Source organism: Streptomyces flavotricini (assembly GCF_020639365.1).
GTDB classification, from domain to species: Bacteria; Actinomycetota; Actinomycetes; order Streptomycetales; family Streptomycetaceae; genus Streptomyces; species Streptomyces flavotricini.
Map to the genome: position 1 here is coordinate 2,219,774 of NZ_JAINUL010000001.1, position 20,457 is coordinate 2,240,230.

A 20,457-nucleotide genomic window follows, 5' to 3' on the forward strand; every position below is an offset into this window, starting at 1 on the left:
CGCTTTGACCTGCAGATTTGGCCCTTGTTTATGGGCTCCCCAGCTTGTGGGCGTGACCACGGGCCATGTGAAGCGGGCGTTCAAGTACCGCTTCCATCCGACGGATGTGCAGGCAGCGGAGCCGTCTCGCGCCTTCGGCTGTGTTCGCAAGGTCTACAACCTGGCGCTCGCTGCCCGGACGGAGGCGTGGGCGCGGAAGGAGCGCGTCAACTACAGCCAGGCGTCCGGGATGCTGACCGTGTGGAAGAAGACCGAGGAGCTGGCGTTCCTGGGTGAGGTGTCGTCGGTTCCGCTCCAGCAGTGCCTTCGGCACTTGCAGGCGGCGTTCAGCAATTTCTTCGGCAAGCGGGCGAAGTACCCGCGGTTCAAGTCGCGGAAGAAGTCCCGGAAGTCCGCCGAGTACACGGGCAGCGGTTTCCGCTTCCGTGACGGGAAGCTGACGCTGGCGAAGATGGCAGGGCCCTTGGACATCGTGTGGTCCCGGCCGTTGCCGGAGGGATCTCTTCCGTCCATGGTGACCGTGTCCCAGGACGCGGCCGGGCGGTGGTTCGTGTCGCTGCTGTGCGAGGACCCGAACGTGGTCCCCCTCCCTGCCGTCGGTACTGCGCTCGGCATCGACGCGGGCCTGGACCGGCTCACCACTCGACTCGTACGTGAAAACCAAACGCTCGTGATCGAGAACCTGACCGTGCGCACCATGGTCAAGAACCGAGGCCTTGCCCGTGCCGTCTCCGATGCCGCCTGGCGGCAGATGCGCAGGATGCTGGAGCACGAGGCCGCCTGGTACGGGCGGGACCTCGTGGTCGTGGACCGGTGGTTCCCCTCCTCCAAGCTGTGCTCCCACTGCGGCTCCCTCGCCGGGAAGATGCCGCTGAGCGTCCGCGCGTGGACGTGCGAGGGCTGTGGCACGATCCATGACCGGGATGTGAACGCGGCGAAGAACCTTCTGGCCGCCGGACGGGCGGTTGCAGCCTGTGGAGCTGGTGTAAGACCTCAACGGAGAACTCCGGGCGGGCAGTCGGCGATGAAGCAGGAAACCCCACGGCCCGAGCCGTAGGACCCCCCTCGCTACGAGGGGGGGAGGACGTCAAGTAACGACCTCACCTCGATCGATCGCGCAGCGGTCAACGGTGCACACCTTGGCCCAGTCGCCCTCCCCGCCTCGATCGGGGCTTTCCCCGACTGCCCCGCGCGGGCGGGGGCTGTGAGAGTCCGTCAGGGTGCCCGGACCCCGGTCTCCCGCAGTCCGCCGTCAACGGCGTCCCGGAGCAGCCGCGTTAACGGCGTTAACGCCGTTAACGCCGTCACCGCGGCGGGCGCCGAGAACCCGTGGAAAGGTCACCATGACGAGCACCGAGCCACGCACCGAGCCCGGCACCGGGCCGGCCCGCCCCCGCCACCCGCTGCGCACGACGCGCGACTACCGGGCCCTGTGGGTCGGGGACGCCGTCTCCCAGTTCGGCTCCAAGATCACGGAATTCGTACTGCCGCTGCTGATGGTCACCGGCCTGCACGCGACCGGCACACAGGTCGGCCTGCTCCAGACCCTCTACATGGCGCCGTTCTTCCTGCTGCCGCTGTTCGCCGGGGTCTGGCTGGACCGCCGCCCCGCCCGCCCCGTGATGATCGCCGCCGACCTCGCCCGCTTCGCCCTCGTGCTGGCCGTCCCCGTCCTCGCCCTGCTGGGCGGGCTCGCGCTGTGGCACGTCTGGCTGATCGCCCTGCTCGGCGGCTCCCTGAGCGCGGTCTACGACATCGCCGCCACCGCCTACCTGCCGCGGCTGCTGCCCGCCGCCCAGCTCCCGGCCGCCAACAGCCTGGTGACGGCCAACCAGGCCGTCGGCGGCACCGCCGGTCCCGGCCTCGCCGGCTGGCTCGCGGCGCTCTTCGGCCCCGCCGCCACCCTCGTCTTCGACGCCCTGTCCTACCTGGCCTCCGCCAGCGCCCTGATGCTCGTGCGCCACCGCGAGAAGACCGTCCGCTCCGCCGCCCCGCGCGACCTGCGCCGGGAGCTCCGGGAGGGGCTGCGCTCGGTCCTGGACAACCCGCCGCTGCGCGCCGTCGCCGTCCACGCGGGCATCTACAACGCGGGCGTCGCCCTGCTGAACCTGGCCTTCCTGATGCGCTTCGTCCGTGAACTCGGGCACGACAGCGCCGACTTCGGGCTGGTCATGGTGGCCGGCGGGCTCGGGGCCGTGGCCGGGGCGCTCACCGCCCCGCTGCTGCTGCGCCGCCTCGGCTTCGGACCGGCCTTCCTGACCGTCCTGGTCTTCTCGACCACGCCGTACCTGCTGCTGCTCACCGCCGACGGCGGCGGCGCCGACCTGCCCGTGAGCGCACTCGCCTACCTGCTGGGCACCGGAGGCGCCTCGGCGGGCAGCGTGATCGCGGTGACCATGCGGCAGCGACTGACCGCCCCGCACCTGTACGCCCGGATGACGGCGACCTACCGGCTCATCAGCTTCGGGATGCTCACGCTGGGCACCACCTGCGCCGGGCTGCTCACCCAGTACGCGGGGGCCCGTACCGCCCTCGCCGTCGCACCGGTCCTGCTGCTGCTCTCGGTCGCGCCGATCGCGGGCCGTTCCGTACGCACCCTGCGCACCGTCCCGGATCAGGCCGCGGAGGTGGCCTGCGCCTCCTGAGAGCGGTGCACGGAGTCGAACACGGGGATCTTCCGCACCTCGCCGAGGTAGGGGGTCCCCTCCGTGTATCCGGTGCCGCTGCGGTTGCCCAGCATCCGTACGGCGAGCCGGTAGTGGGTCTGGCGCCAGCGGCGCAGGGCGGAGGCGAACTCCTCCATCGCCGCGGCCGCAGGGAGCACGCGGCCGCGGCCGCCGGGCGGCCCCGACAGGGCGTCCGCGTACGCGTCGTCCAGGGTCCGCTGGCCGGCCAGCACCTGCTCGCGGACCTCGGGCACGGAGCGGTAGGCGTGCGAGTGGAGCCGCTCGGCGTCGGGGGTCCGGCACAGGGACTCCACCAGCTTGTACGAGCGCGACTGGATGGCGCTCGCCCCCTCGGTGAACTCCCGGAACACCCGGAAGGCCTCGGCCTGCATGGTGGCGAGCAGCGAGAACAGCGGCGCGGACTCCGTCAGGGCCGTCGCCGCGCGGCGCAGCCGGTCCGCGGCGGCGGGCCCGTGGCCCGCGTCGAGGGACTCGATCGCCGCCCGCAGCTCGGCCGCCAGCAGGGTGAAGGTGGCCTCGAAGGCCTGGAGCACGCGGATGAACAGGTACTCGTCGTGCGTCACGTGCACCGGCAGCATGCTCAGCTCCAGCACCAGCCGTTCCCGCCCGGTCATCGACGCGTCGGAGGTCTCCCACAGCCGGCGCGCCGCCTTCTCGGGCTCCTCGCCCGGTACGGGGCCGGGCAGTCCCAGCCGGGCCAGCGCGGGGGCGGCCACCCGCAGTGCCAGCCGGTGGCGCTTGCCGACCAGCAGCGGGGACGGGCGCAGCTGCGGCAGCAGGGCGGTCTCCCCGGCCACGGCGGCCAGTTCGAAGCGGGCGAGGTCGCCGAGGAGGTGCACGACGAGCCGGTCGCGGTGCCGGCGTATCTCCTCCGGAGCGGCCCCGGCGGGCGGGGCCAGCAGGGACAGTGCGGTGTAGGTGGGGTAGTCGTAGCGGCCGTCGTACTTGTCGAGGGCGGTGTCCAGGAACCGGTCGAGCACCTCGCGCGCGGCCTCCTGCGCGGCCCCGGCCGGGGCGGGCGCGGCGGTCATTTCCGCGCGCGCCCGGTCGAGCAGGGCCAGCAGCGGGTCGGAGACGAAGTGCTTGCCGCCCTCCCGGTAGGCCGCGACCACGCCGGCGTAGGGGAAACGGTCCGGCTCGGGCGCTGCGAGCCAGTCGGTGAGCGCTTTCATTTGCGGTCTTTCTCCTCGGGAAGGGGGGCCGCCGGGCAGGGAGCCGCCGGGGGCGCGGTCGGAGCGGCCGGGGCGGCGTCGCCCATCGGGCCGGTGCGGGTGAGCTCGGTGCGCACGAGCCACAGGCGCGGGAAGAACTGGTGGCCGATCAGCTTGGTGAGCACGCCGATGGGGATGCCCTTGGTGCCCAGGACGTCCTCGCCCAGCAGGCGGAGCGCCATCTTGCAGTGCTCCACCCGCCACAGGGAGATCCCCTCGTCCCAGCCGATCAGGGCCTCGGCGAGGCGGTGCACGGGTGTGTCGGGCTGCGTGCGGTAGACCTCGGCGAGGTCGATGCCCCGCTCCTCGACGGCGCGGTCGAAGGCCTCGCCGAGCAGCGCGGTGGCGCGGCGGGCGGCCGCCCAGCCGGGGGACTCGAAACCGGAGCCGTGGCCCAGGACGGTACGGATGGTCTGGAAGTCCCAGGGGGAGAGCCGGCGCATCATCTCCAGCTGGTCGGTGGCCAGCCGCACGCCGAGCCGGGCCCGCTCCAGCAGCCGTACGGCCGTGTCGAAGGAGCCCTCGCCGATCAGCCGGGTGCTGTCGGTGAGTTCCTGGCAGGCGAGCTTGAGCCACAGCTCGGTGGACTGGTGCACCACCTGGAAGAGCAGCTCGTCGCGGTGGATGACCTCCTCCGGGCGGCGCTGGAGGGACAGCAGGGTGTCGGTCCGCATGTAGCGGGCGTAGTCCGTGTCCCCCGTGCCGGGCAGCACCGGTACGGAGTAGTCCTTGCCGGCGGGTGCGGCCCCCGCCTCGGGTTCGGTGGTCTGGGTGGTCACGGGGCTTCTCCTGTCAGGCGGCCGCGGGCGCGGCGGTGGTGCGGTGCCCGGCCGCCGCGGCGGCGGCCTCGGTGTGGGCGATGACCTCGCGGATGGTGTGCTGGCCGAGCATCCGGTCCAGGGGGAGCTCCAGCCCCTGCTCCCGGGCGGCGGTCACGATCCGCACGGCCCGCATCGAGTTCCCGCCCAGGGCGTAGAACTCGTCGTGGACGCCGACCTCGGAGACCTCCAGCACCTCGCGCCACAGCGCGACCAGCAGGTGCTCGCCGGGGGTCTGCGGCTTCCCGCCGCCGGCCGGGAGGGCCGCGGGGGCCTCCTCGTACGCCTCGTCGGGCGCCTGGGCGCCGCCCGCGGCCGGACGGGCGTCGGCCACCGGGCAGGGCAGCGCCGACAGGGGGGTGCCGGGGGCCGCGGAGGCGGCCCGCAGCACCGCGGACAGCGAGCGGGCCACGAGGGCGGCGGTCTCGGCGGCGAAGAGGTCCGCGGACAAGGACACGTGCCCGGTGACCGCGTCGCCCTGCTCCACCAGGTCCGCCACCGCGTCGAACTGCAGCGCGGTGTCGGGGAGTTCGACGGGCTCCAACGTCACACCGGTGATCTCGGCGAGGCCCAGCGGCACGGACTGCTGCACGTTCAGCAGCGTCTGCGCCAGCGGCAGCCGGCCGGCCCGCCGGTCCGGGTGCGCCCGCTCCACCATCAGCTCGAACGGAACGTCGGCCCGGGAGTACGCCTCCACGCACCGCTCCCGGACCTGCGCCAGCAGCTCGCCGAAGGACGGGTCACCGGACAGGTCCACGCGGATCGGGAGCGTGTTCACGAAGAACCCGACCAGCGGTTCGAGGTCCACCTCGGGCCGCCCGGCCACGGGCAGGCCCACCACCAGGTCGTTCTGCCCGCTCCACCGCGACAGCACCACCGCGTACGCGGCCAGGGCGACCATGGAGGCGGTCACTCCGCCGCCGGGGGCGGTCAGCCGCAGCTGGCGCACCACCGGTGCCGCCACCTTCACCGGCGCCGAGACCGCCGACCACGCCCGAACGGCGGGACGCGGCAGGTCGGCGGGCAGCCGCAGCTCGCGCACCCCGGCGAGCCGCTCGCCCCAGTACGCCAGCTGCTCCTCCAGGGCGCCGGAGGCCACCTGCTCGCGCAGCCAGACGGCGTAGTCCGCGTACTGGAGGGGCAGTTCCTCCAGCGGGTGCGCGACGCCGTGCAGGCAGGGCTCGTACAGGGCCGTCAGCTCGCGCAGCAGCACGCCCAGCGACATGCCGTCGCAGACGCTGTGGTGGACGAGCGCCAGCAGTACGTGGTCGTCCTCGGCCAGCCGCAGCAGCGTGCAGCGCAACAGCGGGCCGGCGGCCAGGTCGAAGGGCTCCCGGCTCAGCTCCGCGGCCAGGGCCACCGCCGCCTCCGGGCCGCCGGGCACCTCCACGACGGGCAGGGACACCGGGCCGGGAGCCCGCACCACCTGCGCGATGTCGTTGCCGTCCAGCCGCAGCACGCTGCGCAGCACCTCGTGCCGGGCGACCACCTCGGTCAGGGCCCGCTCCAGCGCTCCGGGGTCCAGCGGGCCGCGCAGCCGCAGGGCGGCGCGCATCGTGTAGAGGGCGGTCCCGCTGCCCGCCTGCTCCAGCAGCCACATCCGCTTCTGCCCGAACGAGGCGGGCAGGGAGAACAGTTCCTCGGACATCTCGGTCTGGGTCATGTCAGGGGTCACTCCGCAATCGAAGGGGCGGGTACGCGGTAGGCGGACCGGTCGATGCGCCGCAGGGCGGGGGCGGACGCCGGGCGGCGCCCGGCCGCGGCCAGGGCCTCGGCCGTCGCGCGCACCGTCGGCGCCGCGAACAGCCGGCCCAGCGGCAGCTCCACCCCGTACCGCGCCCGTACCCGGGCGAGCAGCTGGGTGGCGAGCAGTGAATGCCCGCCGAGGTCGAAGAAGTTGTCGGTGGCGCCGACGGCGGGCACGCCCAGCACCTGCGCCCAGATCGCGCACAGCTCGCTCTCCACGGGCGTCGCGGGCGCGACCCGGCCGGCCTCGGGGGCGGCGGGCACCGGGTCCGGCAGCCGGCGCCGGTCGAGCTTGCCGTTGGGGCCGAGCGGCCACTCGGCGACGGCGGCGAAGGCCGTGGGCACCATGTGGGCCGGCAGCAGCTCCCGCAGGTGCGCCCGCAGCACGCCGCCCAGCCCCTCGGATGCCTCCGGCGCGTCCGGGCCCTCGGCGGGGCGGACGTGCGCCACCAGCACGGGGGTTCCGGAGCTGCCGGTGCGCACCGAGACCACGGCCGAGTCCACGCCCGGGTGGGTGCGCAGTGCCTCCTCGATCTCGCCCGGCTCGATCCGCATCCCGCGCAGCTTGACCTGGTGGTCGATGCGGCCCAGGTACTGCAGGGTGCCGTCGGCCCGCCACCGGCACAGGTCGCCGGTGCGGTAGAGGCGGGACCCGGGCGCACCGAAGGGGTCCGCCACGAACCGCTGCGCGCTCAGCCCGGGCCGGCGCCAGTAGCCGCGGCCCACGGCCGGGCCGCCCAGGAGCAGTTCGCCCGCCACCCCGACCGGGACGGGCCGGCCCGCGCGGTCGACGACGTACACGTGGGCGCCGTCGATCGGGCGGCCGATCGGCACCCGGCCCCCGTACCCCTCGGCGCAGGGGTACCAGGTGACGTCGACGGCGGCCTCGGTGGGCCCGTACAGGTTGAACACCCCGGTGTCCGGCAGCAGCGCGGCGCATTCGGTGACGAGCGCGGCGGGCAGCTCCTCCCCGCTGCACACGATGCGGCGCAGGGTGTCGCGGACGGCGGGCAGCCGCCCGGCGGTGGTGAACGCGGCCAGCATCGAGGGCACGAAGTGGACGGTGGTGATGGCGGCCGAGGCGATCAGGTCGCACAGGTACTCGGGGTCCTGGTGGCCGCCGGGCCGGGCGAGCACGCACCGGCCGCCCACCATCAGCGGCCAGAACAGCTCCCACACGGAGACGTCGAAGCCGATGGGCGTCTTCTGGAGCACGCCCTCGCCCTCGGCGAGACCGAACGCCCGGTGCATCCACAGCAGCCGGTTGACGACGGCCGCGTGCTCGTTCATGGCCCCCTTGGGCCGGCCCGTGGACCCCGAGGTGAAGATCACGTACGCGAGGTCGTGGGCCCCGGCGCCCGCCTGCGGGCGGTGTCCCGGACGGGCGGCGACCGCCTCCGCGTCCCGGCGCAGGCACAGCACCTGCGCCCCCGCAGCCCCTGCCGCGGCCGTCAGCTCCGCGGGTACGGCGTCCGTGTCGGTGACGACGACCCGGGCCCCGGCGTCCTCCAGCATCATCTCGATCCGGGCCGCCGGGTAGCCGGCGTCCAGCGGCAGGTAGGCGCCGCCGGACTTGAGTACCGCGAGCAGCGCGACCATCAGGTCCAGGCCGCGCGGCAGGGCCACCCCGACCAGGTCGCCCCGGCCGACGCCGCGCGCCCGCAGCTCCCACGCGAGCCGGTTGGCCCGCTCGTCGAGCTCGGCGTAGCCCAGCCGCTCCCCGCCGAACTGCACGGCGGTGGCGTGCGGGGTGCGGTCGGCCTGGGCCTCCACGTGCCCGTGCACGGTGGCGGTGTCCGTCACCACGGCGGGAACGCCCGCCCCGCTCCACCGCTCCAGCAGCTCGGCGCGGTCCGCCGGGGTCATGACCGGCAGCCGCGACACGGTGGTGGCCGCCCGAGCCGGCCCGGCCTCCTCCAGCACGAGCCGCAGCGCGGTCGCGATCCGCTCCACCGTGGCCGGGTCGAACAGCTCGGTGCTGTACTCGACGAGCCCGTCGAAGCCGCCGTCGGCGCGCGGTGAGAGGTCCACGGCCAGGTCGAACTTGGCGGTGCCGGTGTCGAGCCGGACCGGCAGCATCTCCAGTCCGCCCACGACGACCGGCTCCTGGGCGCTCTCGTCGGACTGGAACAGGTAGCGCACCAGAGGGGTGCGGCCGCCCGCGTCCCGCTGCGGGCGCAGCTCCTCGACCAGGTGGTCGAACGGCACCTCGGCGTGGGACCGGGCGTCCAGCACCTCGCCGTGCATCCGTGCGACGAGCTCCTCGAGCGAGGGGTCGCCCGACAGGTCGACGCGCACCGGCAGGGTGTTGACGAAGAACCCGGCCAGCGCGGCCGTCTCGGCCCGGCCGCGGCCCGCCACCGGCGTGCCCACCACCAGGTCGTCCTGGCCGGTGAATCGGGCGAGGACCGCGGCGAACGCGGCCATGGCGACCGTGAAGGGGGTGGTGCGCAGCCGCTCGGCGAGTGCGCCGATCCGGGCGCCGGCCGCCGCGCCCACCTCGAAGCGGGCGTGCGCCCCGGAGAAGTCGGAGCGGGCCGGCCGGGGCCGGTCGGTGGCCAGGTCGGCGAGGACGGCCCCGTCGAGCCGCCCCCGCCAGTACTCCAGCTGCGCGGCCGCCGCCGGGGAGCTCAGCCACTGCGACTGCCACAGCGCGTAGTCGGCGTACTGGACCGCGAGCGCGGGCAGCCGCGGCTCGCGCCCCTCGGCCTGCGCCCCGTACAGCTCGACCAGTTCGCGGATCAGCACCTGCAGCGACCAGCCGTCGGACACCGCGTGGTGCATGGCCAGGACGAGCAGCCGGGCGTCGCCGGCGCCGCTCAGCAGGGTGCAGCGCAGCAGCGGTCCGGCGGCGAGGTCGAAGGGCTCCGCGGCGATCCGCCCGGCCCGCCGTACGAGCTGCTCCCCGGCCTCGCCGGGGGCCGAGACCGTGCGCACGGCGACGGGCGCCACGGGCAGGACCACCGCCCGAACGCCGCCTTCGCCGTCGGCGCGCAGGACGCTGCGCAGCACCTCGTGCCGCTCGGTGATGCGGGTCAGCGCCCGTTCCAGCGCCGGCTGGTCGAGGGGGCCGCGCAGCCACACGCCGCAGGCGATGTTGTACGCGGCGCTGCCCGGCTGGAGCTGGTCGAAGAACCACAGCCGGCGCTGCCCGGAGGACGGGGCGGCGGGGGCGGCCGGGTCGGGCCGGCGCGTGATGCCGCCGGGCGCGGAGCCGAGGCCGCGCCCGCGGCGCAGCTGCGCGAGCAGCGCGGCGCGCTGCGGGGAGAGGAACTCGGAGGACATGGCGTCACTGGCCTTCGTCGTCAGGGGACCGGCGGTTCAGGGGTAGGTGCGCAGCAGTTCGGTCAGGCAGCGGGTGCCGAACTCCAGGGCGGTCACGGGGATCCGCTCGTCGGCGCAGTGCAGCAGGCGGCGGTGCGGGGCCCCGGCGGGGAGCAGGAGCGGCAGCCAGCCGTAGCAGCGGATGCCGAGGCGGGCGAAGACGGTGGCGTCGGTCGTGGCCGGGCTCATCACGGGAAGCGGTACGGCCTCGGGGTCGGCCTCGCGCAGGATCGCCTCCAGCCGGTCGTAGAACGGCCCGAACTCGGGCTCCGCGATCAGCTCGGGCCGGACCCGGGGGTCCTCGTGCAGCAGCTCGATGCCGATCGCGTCGGTGTCCTCGCCCTCCCCGCCGATCAGGGCGCGGATCTCGGCGACCAGGTCGGCCACCTCGAACTCCCCGGGCAGGATCCGCCCGTCGACGTCGACGGTGATCTCCGCCGGCATCATGTTGATCTTGTGCCCGGTGCGCACCACCGTCGGGTTGACGGTGTGCCGCAGCACCGAGTCCAGCTGGAGCGCCTCGTTCAGCGGCAGCCCCGCCGGCGGCGCGTCGCCCTCGCCGTCCTCCCGCAGCCGGGTCACCGCCGCGGCCAGCGGCTCCGGCAGCGCCCCGGCCAGCGCGGCCAGCATCCGGTCGGCGGCGGGCATCTGATGGCGCGGCAGCCGGGCCCCGCTCAGCGCGGTCAGCACCGCGCCCAGCCGGGCCGTCGGATTGCCCGGCGCGGCCAGCCGCGAGGCGTGCCCGCCGGGTCCGCGCAGGGTCAGCCGCAGCCAGCCCGGCCGCTTCTCGGCCACCACCACCGGGTGGAAGCGGATCCCGGCCAGCTCGATCCCGGCCCCGCCCTCCTCGCCGATGGCGTACCGCACCCCCTCGAACAGCTCGGGGTGCTGCTCGACCAGGTGCGCGGCGCCGGCCCCGCTGCCGTCCTCCTCGTCGGCGACCACCGCGAGGATCACGTCCCCGGCGGGCCGCTCCCCGGCCGCGCGCAGCCGGAAGAGGGCGGACAGCATCATCGCGAGGCCGCCCTTCATGTCGATCGCGCCGCGGCCCCACACCTCCCCGTCCACGAGGCGGCCCTCGAAGGGCGGGTGCGTCCACTCCTGGCCCGTCACCGGCACCACGTCGGAGTGCGCGTGCAGCAGCAGCGGCGGGGCCTCGCCCCGGCCGGGGAAGCGCACCACCAGGTTGGTGCGCTCCGCGCTGGGGCCGACCACCTTGTAGTCCGTGATCCCCTCGGCGATCAGCAGCCGTTCGAGGTGGGCGACGAGGCGGCCCTCGTCCCCGGGCGGGTTGACGGTCTCGATCCGGATCAGGTCCCGCAGCAGCGGCACCGGGTCCAGGAGGGGGGAGTCGTGCATGGCGCGGCCTTTCGGATCAGCGGGGGTTCGGGGTGTCGGAGAGCAGCGCGGCCGCCTCCCGCAGCAGCTCGGTGCCCGTGCCCAGCCACTGGGAGTCCACGGCGGCGCGGCGCAGGAACAGCTGGGCGTCGCAGGCCTCCGTCATGCCGTGGGCGCCGTGCAGGTGCACCGACTCGGCGGCCGCCCGCCGGGCCAGGTCGCCCGCCAGATAGAGGACTTGGGCCGCGGTCGCGCGTACGTCCTCCCCGCGGTCGGCGGCCGCGGCCACCGAGCGGGCGAAGGCCGCCGCGGTCGCGGCCTCGGCGGCCAGCGCCGCCAGCCGGTGGGCGGGCGCCTGCTGCCGGGCCAGCGGCTGCCCGAAGGCCTGCCGGGACCTCAGCCGCTCCGCGGCCAGCTCCACGGCGGCCCGCGCGGCTCCCGCCAGCGCGGCGGCCTGCCGGACCCGGGCCGCGGCCAGCACGGCCGGCCAGAGCGCGCCGACCGGGTGGACCGCCCCGGACACCGCGGCCCGGTCCAGCTCCACCGCGTACAGGTCGCCGCGGCCGATGTCGTCGCGGCGCGTCAGGCGCACCCCGGGCCGCTCGCGCGGTACGAGGGCCAGTACGGGTTCCCCGTCGCTCCCGGCGCCGACCACCGCCAGGTGGCCGCAGTCGGCCGCGAAGGCGGTGAAGGGCCGCCGGCCGGAGACCGCGTACCCGTCCGCCTCGCGGTGCACGGTGAGCGGGCCGGGCCGGGCGGGCCCGCTCAGCCCGTCCTCCCGGACCGCGAGGGCCACGGCCGCCGCGCCGCGGGCCGCCTCGTCGAGCAGCGGTCCGTACGCCGGATCCCCGGTGGCGGCCAGCAGCGCGGCCGCCGTCACGGTGTCCGCGTACGGGCTCTGGTAGAGCGCGGCGCCCATCAGCTCGGCGATCGCGACCCGTTCGGCCTCGCGGTGCGGGCCGAAGGCGCCCAGCTCGGCCAGGGTGGCCCAGACGGCGTCGCGGGTGCCCGCGTCCTCCTCGCCGAGCCGGGCCGCCGGCCCGTCCGCGGCGCCGCGCGGGCGCTCCCCGAGCCGGCGCAGCACCGGCGCCAGCTCCTGCCCGAACAGTTCCCTCAGCTCGTCGAGTACGGCCGTCGTCACAGGAGCCCCAAAGCGTTGGTGGCGATCAGAGTGAGCATGACCTCGGAGGTCCCGGAGGCCAGCCGGTGCGAGGGGCCCATGCGCAGGCCCGCCTCCAGCACCCCGCCGTCGGGCGCGGCGCCGTCCCAGGCGGTCAGGGCCGCCTCCAGTCCGCAGACCTCCAGGGCGAGGTCGAGCACCGGCCGGATCTGCTCGGTGACGTACCACTTGGCCATCGCCGAGCCGACCGGGTCCGGGCTGCCCGCACCCAGGTTGCGCACCTGCTGCCAGGCCATGGCGTGCCCGGCGCGCAGCCGGGCGTCGAGCGCGGCGAGCGGCAGCGCGTACGCCGGGTCCGCCAGCCGGCCCGTGGCCGCGGCCCGCTCGGTCACCAGGTCCAGCAGGCGGCGGGCCTTGGCGTGGAAGTCGACGCCGGTGCGCTCCAGTTGGAGCAGGTCGTTCATCAGGGCCCAGCCGTTGTCGACCTCGCCGAGGACGTCGGCCTCCGTGAGGCGCACCCCGTCGATGACGACCAGGTTGAACCGGTCGTTGCACAGTGTCGGAACGGGCTCCACGTGGACGCCGGGGGAGCGCAGCGGCAGCAGGAAGAGGGTGATGCCGTGCATCGCCACCGGGGACTCGGTGGTGCGGGCCGCGCACAGCGCCACTTCGCCGTACTGCGACTTCATGTTGTAGATCTTCCGGCCGTACAGCCGCCAGCCGTCGCCGTCGCGGCGCGCGGTGGTGCGCAGTGCCGACAGGTCGGATCCGGCGTCCGGCTCGGTGAAGAGCACGGTGGCGATCTCCTCGCCGGCGGCCAGCGCCGGCAGGTGCCGCTTCTTCTGCTCTTCGGTGCCGACCTCCAGCAGGAACCGGCCGACGATGTCGATGCTGAGGACGTGCACGTCGTCGGGGATCCCGGCGAGCGTCATCTCCTCGGTGACGATGGCGGCCTCGGCGGCGCCCAGGCCCGCCCCGCCGTACTCCTGGGGCCAGTTCGGGGCCAGCCAGCCCCGCTCGCCCAGCCAGCGGTGCACCGGCAGGTGGGTGGCCTCGGTGCCCGGCGGGTACGCGGCGATCTCGTCGGCCAGGGCGCGTACGCGGTCCTCGGCCAGCAGCGCGCGGACCCGCCCGCGGAACTCCTCCTCGGCGGGGGTGAGCCCGCCCGGGTGCCGGCCGGTCACAGCGCACCGCCGCCGGCGGCTTCGGCACGCTCCAGCAGGGCCAGCAGCTCGGCGTCGTCGGCCGAGGCCAGCTCCCGCTCCTCGACCAGGTCGGCGAGCTGCCCGAGGGTGCTGTTGACGAACAGGTCGCGCAGTTCCAGCTCCACCCCGAAGCGCTCCCCGACCCGGGCCGCGAACTGGGTGATCTTGAGCGAGTTGCCGCCGACGGCGAAGAACCCGTCGTGGGTGCTGAAGCCGCCCCGGCCCAGGATCTCCTCCCAGATGCCGGCCAGCGCCATCTGCGTGGGCGTCGAGGGGGCCTCGAACTCCACGGCGGCCGCGGCCGCTTCGGGTTCCGGCAGCCGGGCCCGGTCCAGCTTCCCGCTCGCGGCCCGCGGCAGCTCGGCGAGGAACGCGAAGAGGGCGGGCACCAGGTGGGCGGGCAGCCGTCCGCCGAGGCGGCGGCGCAGCTCCCCCTCGTCCGGCGCGTCCGTCCCCGGGGCGGGGACCACGTACGCCACGAGCCGGGCGTCGGCGCCCTCGCCGTGCGCGACGACGACCGCCTCGGCGATCTCCGGCTCCGCGGTCAGCGCCTGCTCGATCTCGCCGGGCTCGATGCGCAGCCCGCGGATCTTGACCTGCTGGTCGACGCGGCCGCGGAACTCCAGGTTCCCGTCGGCGCGGCGGACCACGAGGTCGCCGGTGCGGTACAGCCGCCCGGGCTCTCCGCCGCCGTCGCCGTCCCCGCTTCCGTCCCCGTACGGGTCCGGTACGAACTTCTGGTCGGTCAGCTCCGGGCCGTTCAGGTAGCCGCGGGCCACCCCGGCGCCGCCGACGAGCAGCTCGCCCGGGACCCCGACGGGCACCAGGGCGCCGAACCGGTCCACCACGTGCGCCGTGTAGTTGGCGAGCGGGGTGCCGATGGGCGGCATCGAGTCGTGCACCGTCTTCGGGCACCTGTAGTCGATGCAGGCGACCGTGGCCTCGGTGGGCCCGTAGCCGTTGTGGAACTCGCGCCCGCCGGTGTTCCAGCGGTTGACCAGCTCGCCGGGGAAGGCCTCCAGGCCGACGAAGAGCAACCGCAGCTCCGGCAGCGCCTCCGGGTCGAGGGCCCCGAGCACCGCCGGCGGCAGGTCGGCCACCGTCACGTGCTGCCCGCGCATCAGGGCGGTCAGCCGCTCGGGGTCCAGCAGCGTCTCGCGCGGGGCCTGGACCAGGGCGGCGCCGCTGGTCAGCGCGGAGAAGAAGTCGAACAGGCTGACGTCGTACGAGGGGTTGGCGAACTGCAGCACCCGGTCCCCGGGGCCCATCCGGAACAGCTCCGTGATGGCCCGCGCGAAGTTGACGATCGAGCGGTGCTCCACCTGCACGCCCTTGGGGCGCCCGGTCGAGCCCGAGGTGAAGATCACGTACGCGAGGTTCCGCGGCCCCGCCGAGGCCGGCGGCCGGCCGGGCGCGGGCCCGTCCGCCAGCGCCGGGTCGTCTGCGAGCACCGCGGTGACCGAGGCCGGCAGCTCCCCGGCCAGGTCGGCCGTGGTGACGGCGGTACGGGCGCCGGCCTCCTCCAGCAGCAGCTCCCAGCGGGCGGCCGGGTGGTCCGGGTCCAGCGGCAGGTAGCCGCCGCCCGCCTTGTGCACGGCGAGGAAGGCCACCGGCAGCGCCGGGCCGCGCCGCGCGAGCACGCCCACCACCGACTCGGGCCCGACGCCCCGCGCGCGCAGTGCGTGGGCGAGGCGGTCGGCCCGCTCGTCGAGCTCCCGGTAGGTCAGCGCCGCGCCCTCGTACACCACGGCCACCGCGTCCGGGTGGGCGTCGGCGACGGACTCGAAGAGCTGGTGCAGGCACAGCTCTTCCGAGCCGTGGGTGCGCGCGGTGTCGTTCCAGCCGCGGACCAGCTGCTCGTGCTCCGCGTCCGTCAGCAGCGGCAGCTCGCTCAGGCGAAGTTCCGGGTTCTCGGTGACGGCCCGCAGCAGCCGGGCGTAGTGCCCGAACAATCGCTCGATCCGGTCCGTGTCGAACAGCTCGGTGGAGTACTCGGCCCACAGCCGCAGGCCCTGCCCGGGCACCTCGGTCAGCTGCACGGCCAGGTCGAAGCGGGCGGTGCCCGGATCGGCCGGGTACGGCTCGGCGGACAGCCCGCCCGCCTCGGCCTCGGCGGCCGCCGCGTGCTGCAGGGTGAAGCAGGTCTGGAAGAGCGGGTTGCGGCTCGGATCGCGCTCGGGGGCCAGCTCGTCCACCAGGGTGCCGAACGGCAGGTCCTGGTTGAAGTGGGCGCCCATCACGGTCTCCCCGGTGCGCCGCAGCAGCTCGCGGAAGGTCGGGTCGCCCTCCGTCGAGGTGCGCAGGACCAGGGTGTTGGAGAAGAAGCCGATGAGGTTCTCGATCTCCGGCCGGGTGCGGCCCGAGAAGACCGAGCCGAGGACGACGTCGTCCTGGCCGGTGTAGCGGGACATCAGCGCGGTGAAGGCGGCGAGCACCACCGTCAGCAGGGTGGCCCGCTCGGCCAGGGCCGTACGGTGCAGCCCGCGCAGCAGCTCGTCCGGCAGCATCTGCGTCAGCGTGGCGCCGTCGCGGGTGGGGTCCGCGGGCCGGGGACGGTCGGCGGGGAAGTCGAGGGTCGCGGCTCCGGCGAGCCGCTCCCGCCAGTACGCGAGCTGCTTGTCCAGCACCTCGCCGGTCAGGTGACCGCGCTGCCACACCGCGAAGTCGGCGTACTGGACGGGCAGTTCGGGAAGGGCGGGGGTGGTTCCGGCGGCCTCGGCCCGGTAGAGGGCGACCAGCTCGCGGGTCAGGATGTCCGTGGACCAGCCGTCGGTGGCGATGTGGTGCATGGCCAGGACCAGCACGTGCTCCTGCGGCCCGAGCCGGACCAGCGACACCCGCAGGGCGTGCTCGGCGGCCAGGTCGAAGGAGTGCCGGATCTCGGCCCGTACGTGGGCCTCGACCGCCGCCTCCTGCTCCGCGCCGGCGAGCGCGCCGAGGTCGGTCACGGGCAGCGGCACCTCGGCGGGGGCCGGGTCGACGTGCTGGTAGGCCACCCCGTTCAGCTCCGGGTAGCGGGTGCGCAGGATCTCGTGCCGCCCCACCAGGGCGGTCAGCGCCCGCCGGAACGCCGGCAGGTCCAGCGGGGCCCGCAGGCGCAGCACGGACGGCGCGTTGTACACGGGCCGGCCCTGCGACCACTGGTTCAGGAACCACAGCCGCTGCTGGGTGAACGACAGCGGCAGGGCCCGGTCCCGGGCCGCCGGGGTGATCGAGGTGCTCGTCGCCCGCACCGTGGTGCGCTGGCGCTCGCGCAGCGCCAGCAGGGCCTTGCGGGTGTCGGCGAGGCTGCGCGCACCCGCGCCGGCCGCCGCCGTTCCCGTACCGGCCGCCGCTCCCGCCCCGGCCGTCGTTCCGGTCGTCGTCTCGGCCATCGCCGTCAGCTCCCCGTCGTCGTCAGCGGCGCGGCGCCGCCCGTCTCGCGTACGGCGCCCAGCCGTACGGTGGTCCCCGCGCCGCCGAGCGCGCCGGAGACCGGGTTCTTCACGCGGCCGTCGGCCACCACCACCTCGGCCACGGAGCCCAGCAGGGCCTCCCGGGCCGCCTGCAGCTTGGCCTTCATGCCGCCCACGGCCGCGTCCCCGACGGGCCCCTCGGCCGGCACCCGGTACTCGGGCAGCAGCGAGGACTCGTCGCGGTGGTCGGCCAGTACGCCCGGCGCGCCCGTCAGCATCACGAGCCGCTCGGCGCCCAGGGCCGCGGCGACCGCGGCGGCGGTGCGGTCGGCGTCCACGTTCACCGCGGTGCCGTCCTCGGCGAGGGCCGGCGGCGAGAGCACCGGCACGATGCCGTGTTCCAGCAGCAGGGTCAGCAGGGTCGGATCCACCTTCCGGATCCGGCCGTTGTGGTCGTCGCGGATCATCACCGTGCGGCCGTCGAGCACCGCGCGGTGCGCGGCGGTCCGCCGGGCCGTGACCGTGGCCCCGTCCAGTCCGGTCAGCCCCGCGGCGCGGGCGCCGAAGCGGCCCAGCGCCGCCACCAGGGCGGGCTTGACCTTTCCGGCGAGCGCCAGCTGGAGGACCTCCAGGGTGGCGGGGTCGGTGTAGCGGCTGGAGGAGCCGCTGGGCGTGGTCAGCCGGCGCTGCGGGACGCCGAGCCGCTCCGCGAGCAGGTCGACCTCGGCGGCCCCGCCGTGCACCAGCACGACACGGCGGCCCGCGGCGGCCAGGGACGCGATGTCGGCGCACATCGCCTCCCGGTCGATCGCCGGGCTGCCACCGCATTTGACGACGGTGACGGGGTGAATCATGTGTCGCTGCCTCTCGGATCGGTACGGGGCTTTCGAAGGGGCACGGGGCCGGCCGCTGCGGCCGTGCCGGCCGGGCCCGGCGCCGCCGGGGGGAGGGGGTCCCGTCGGCGCCGGTGCGGGGGTACGGGCCGGGGCCAGGCGCGGGCCCGGCCCGGTCAGATCGGGTGCAGCCCCGGGAAGCCCAGGGCGGTCCTCTCGTCCCAGCCCATGCGGATGTTCATGCTCTGCACGGCGTTGCCCGCCCCGCCCTTGACGAGGTTGTCCAGCGCCCCGATCACGAGCAGTTCGCGGCTCGCCGCGTCGTAGGCGAAGCCGACGTCGCAGTAGTTGGAGCCGAGCAGCAGCTTCGGCTCCGGGAACCGGTAGTTGCCGCGCTTTTGCGCGACGACGCGGACGAAGGGCTCCGCCGCGTACGCCGTGCGGTAGGCGGCGCGGATCGCCGCCTCCGTGACCCCGGGCCGGGCCGTGGCCCGGATGACCACCTGCACGCCGCGCACGGCGTCCACGCCGGTGGCCGTCATGAGCGCCTCCAGGCCGGTGGCCTGGCTGATCTCGGCCTGGTGGCGGTGGCCCAGGGGGGCGAACACCCGCAGCACGTTGCTGCGCTCGGAGTGCAGGTTCATCTCGCCCGCCGAGGCGCCCGAGCCGCTGGAGCCCACCCGGCCGTCCACGGTGACCCGGGACTCGATGAGACCGGCGGCGGCCAGCGGGTTCAGCGCCAGGATCGACGCGCTCGCCATGCAGCCGGGCACGCTCACCAGGTCGGCCGTGCGCAGGCTCTCCCGGTGCAGCTCGGGCAGACCGCTCACGGCGTCCGCGAGCAGCTCCGGTACGGGGTGCTCCCGTCCGTAGTGCTTGCGGTACAGCGCGGGGTCCTTCAGCCGCAGGTCGGCACTGAGGTCGAAGACCACCTTGCCGCGGGCGGCGAGCTCGGCTCGCCCGGCGGGGTCGTCCAGGCTGGACGCGGTGAAGAAGAGGACGTCGCACTCGGGCAGTTGCTCCGGTGCGACGTAGCTGAGGTCGGTCAGACCCCGGAGGTTGGGGTGGCTGCCGTCGACCCGCCTGCCGGACAGGCGGGTCGACGTGGCGGCCGCGACCTCGACCTCGGGGTGGCCGAGCAGCATCCGGAGCAGTTCGCCCCCGATGTACCCGGCCCCGCCGACGATCCCGGCGCGGATCACCGGGCTTCTCCCTGGAGGCTCACAGGCGCGGAGCGCCGGTGTTCTGTGGACATCTGGCCTGACCTGCACCTTCTCTGATTGTCAGTGAGGACTGTTGCGTTGCGGTCATGACGACGATGCCGATGGCCGACGGTGGCGGGGTTGCCCGGTACACGTACCGGCTTCGTGTGTCGTCCACCGCGCTCTCCCGGCTGGAGGCCGAGTGGGCGCGGTGCCGCTGGGTGTGGAACGAATGCGTGGCGATGTCCCGTAAGGTCCACACCTTCAACAAGACAGCCACGGAGAAGCTCACGTGTGGGCCGGCGCAGCTCGACAAGATGCTGACGGAAGCCCGCCGGTCGGTGCGCTGGCTGCGTGAAGGTGCTTCGGTGCCGCAGCAGCAGATCGTCCGTGATTTCGCGAAGTCGAGGGCGAAGGCTCTGAAGGACATCAAGGCCGGGTTGCCGGTGCGGCAGCGGGCCGGGATGCCCCGCGTCAAGCGCAAGCGCGAGGCCGTCCCGTCGTTGAACTCCACGCGGCGCGGGTTCTCGATCAAGGACCGTCGTCTGTACCTGGCGGGTGGGATCGTGCTGGCTGTGGTGTGGTCCCGAGACCTGCCGTCCGATCCCACCAGTGTGCGGGTGTACCGGGACGGCCTCGGGCAGTGGTACGCCTCGTTCGTCGTGGCAGCCGCCATCGAGCTCATGCCCGAGACCGGCGCGGTGATCGGTGTGGACTGGGGTGTGAAGGAGACCGCAACCACCACGTCCGGCGTCCACGACCTCCCACACCTCGGGCACGGGAAGAGGAAAGCGCATGACCTCGCCCGCTATCAGCGGATGATGTCCCGTCGTCGCACCCCGAAGAACCGGCCCGACACCGCCGGCTACCGCAAGGCCCGCAAGGCGGCGGGGAAGGTGTCGAAGAAGACCGCCCGGCAGCGCCAGGACATCGCCCGCAAGTGGGCCAAGACGGTCGCCCGCGACTTCGACCACATCGCCGTGGAAGACTTCCGCCCGGAGTTCCTCGCGAAGACCACCATGGCCCGCAAGGCGGCCGACGGCGCCATCGGCGCTGTCAAGACGGCCCTGATCGAGATGGGCCGCAAGCACGGGCGGACCGTTCACCTGGTCCACCCCGCGCACACCACCATGGACTGCGCGCAGTGCGGAGCGAGAGCCAAGCACGCACTACCTCTTTCCGAGAGAACGTATACGTGCACCGCATGCGGAGCGGTGTCCCCCAGGGACAAGAACTCCGCCCGCGTGATGCTCGTCCGGGCTGGTCTCAACCCGGCTGGTGCCGATCTTGTAAGTCCCGTCCCGTGCCGGGGTCAGGCAAAGTGAGCCAGGAATTCCCGTCCTTCAGGGCGGGGAGGTTTCAACTACTCACCCCAGTCCTCTTCGGCCTCGGGGGCCAGGGCCATGATCAGCGGTTCGCGCGAAACGATTTCGAGTTCCGCCATGCATTCCGCGCACTCGACGATTTCGTTGAGTTCCACCTCGGGTGCGACGGAGACGTCTCCGGTGCATTCCGGGCATGCTTCCTTGAGCAAGACAGCATTCCTTTCCATGCGATATTCGGCATGTTTTTCAGCGG

The 20,457-nt window shown here is 74.5% G+C and carries 14 protein-coding genes; 3 read left to right on the plus strand and 11 right to left on the minus strand.

The window, feature by feature from the left end; genetic code table 11:
* Positions 1-46: 46 nt before the first annotated feature.
* Together K7B10_RS10105 and K7B10_RS10110 are read left to right on the plus strand one after the other, a co-directional pair.
* Positions 47-1,057, plus strand: a complete 1,011-nt coding sequence (locus tag K7B10_RS10105; RefSeq protein ID WP_229344916.1) for an RNA-guided endonuclease InsQ/TnpB family protein — start codon at positions 47-49, stop codon at positions 1,055-1,057.
* A gap of 286 nt (positions 1,058-1,343) precedes the next feature.
* The gene (locus K7B10_RS10110; protein ID WP_229335773.1) at positions 1,344-2,645 is read left to right on the plus strand and encodes an MFS transporter; all 1,302 of its coding nucleotides are present in this window, start codon (positions 1,344-1,346) and stop codon (positions 2,643-2,645) included.
* Here the strand turns inward: K7B10_RS10110 and K7B10_RS10115 are convergent.
* The 10 genes from K7B10_RS10115 to argC form a co-directional block, all read right to left on the minus strand.
* Complete coding sequence (locus K7B10_RS10115; RefSeq protein WP_229335774.1) at positions 2,615-3,859, minus strand: tryptophan 2,3-dioxygenase family protein; 1,245 nt, start codon at positions 3,857-3,859, stop codon at positions 2,615-2,617. The two genes, K7B10_RS10110 and K7B10_RS10115, sit on opposite strands and share 31 nt — an antisense overlap.
* Positions 3,856-4,677: a tryptophan 2,3-dioxygenase family protein gene (locus K7B10_RS10120; RefSeq protein WP_229335775.1), complete on the minus strand. Its 822-nt coding sequence runs from the start codon at positions 4,675-4,677 to the stop codon at positions 3,856-3,858. The genes K7B10_RS10115 and K7B10_RS10120 overlap by 4 nt, the downstream gene beginning before the upstream one ends.
* Positions 4,678-4,690: 13 nt before the next feature.
* Positions 4,691-6,379, minus strand: coding sequence for a condensation domain-containing protein (locus tag K7B10_RS10125; RefSeq protein WP_229335776.1), 1,689 nt, complete (start codon positions 6,377-6,379; stop codon positions 4,691-4,693).
* Between the two features lie 8 nt (positions 6,380-6,387).
* On the minus strand, positions 6,388-9,747 hold the full coding sequence (locus K7B10_RS10130; protein ID WP_229335777.1) for a non-ribosomal peptide synthetase: 3,360 nt from the start codon (positions 9,745-9,747) through the stop codon (positions 6,388-6,390).
* A 36-nt stretch (positions 9,748-9,783) separates the two neighbouring features.
* Positions 9,784-11,145 carry a M20/M25/M40 family metallo-hydrolase gene (locus K7B10_RS10135; protein WP_229335778.1) on the minus strand — a complete coding sequence of 454 codons (1,362 nt, stop codon included), beginning with the start codon at positions 11,143-11,145 and terminating at the stop codon, positions 9,784-9,786.
* A 16-nt stretch (positions 11,146-11,161) separates the two neighbouring features.
* A complete protein-coding gene (locus K7B10_RS10140) occupies positions 11,162-12,265 on the minus strand; it encodes an acyl-CoA dehydrogenase family protein (RefSeq protein WP_229335779.1) in 1,104 nt (367 codons plus the stop codon).
* Positions 12,262-13,428, minus strand: a complete 1,167-nt coding sequence (locus K7B10_RS10145) for an acyl-CoA dehydrogenase family protein (RefSeq protein WP_229335780.1) — start codon at positions 13,426-13,428, stop codon at positions 12,262-12,264. Before K7B10_RS10145 ends, K7B10_RS10140 begins: the two co-directional genes overlap by 4 nt.
* On the minus strand, positions 13,425-16,823 hold the full coding sequence (locus K7B10_RS10150; RefSeq protein ID WP_229335781.1) for a non-ribosomal peptide synthetase: 3,399 nt from the start codon (positions 16,821-16,823) through the stop codon (positions 13,425-13,427). The genes K7B10_RS10145 and K7B10_RS10150 overlap by 4 nt, the downstream gene beginning before the upstream one ends.
* A gap of 5 nt (positions 16,824-16,828) precedes the next feature.
* Positions 16,829-17,698, minus strand: coding sequence for a [LysW]-aminoadipate kinase (locus K7B10_RS10155; protein WP_229335782.1), 870 nt, complete (start codon positions 17,696-17,698; stop codon positions 16,829-16,831).
* Positions 17,699-17,853: 155 nt separating this feature from the next.
* A complete protein-coding gene (argC, locus tag K7B10_RS10160; RefSeq protein ID WP_229335783.1) occupies positions 17,854-18,879 on the minus strand; it encodes an N-acetyl-gamma-glutamyl-phosphate reductase in 1,026 nt (341 codons plus the stop codon).
* A 107-nt stretch (positions 18,880-18,986) separates the two neighbouring features.
* Here argC and K7B10_RS10165 point away from each other — a divergent pair, with 107 nt between their 5' ends.
* A complete protein-coding gene (locus K7B10_RS10165; protein WP_229335784.1) occupies positions 18,987-20,204 on the plus strand; it encodes an RNA-guided endonuclease InsQ/TnpB family protein in 1,218 nt (405 codons plus the stop codon).
* A 38-nt stretch (positions 20,205-20,242) separates the two neighbouring features.
* On the opposite strand, the gene K7B10_RS10170 is transcribed toward K7B10_RS10165, so the two are convergent.
* Complete coding sequence (locus K7B10_RS10170) at positions 20,243-20,413, minus strand: lysine biosynthesis protein LysW (RefSeq protein WP_229335785.1); 171 nt, start codon at positions 20,411-20,413, stop codon at positions 20,243-20,245.
* Positions 20,414-20,457: the final 44 nt, after the last annotated feature.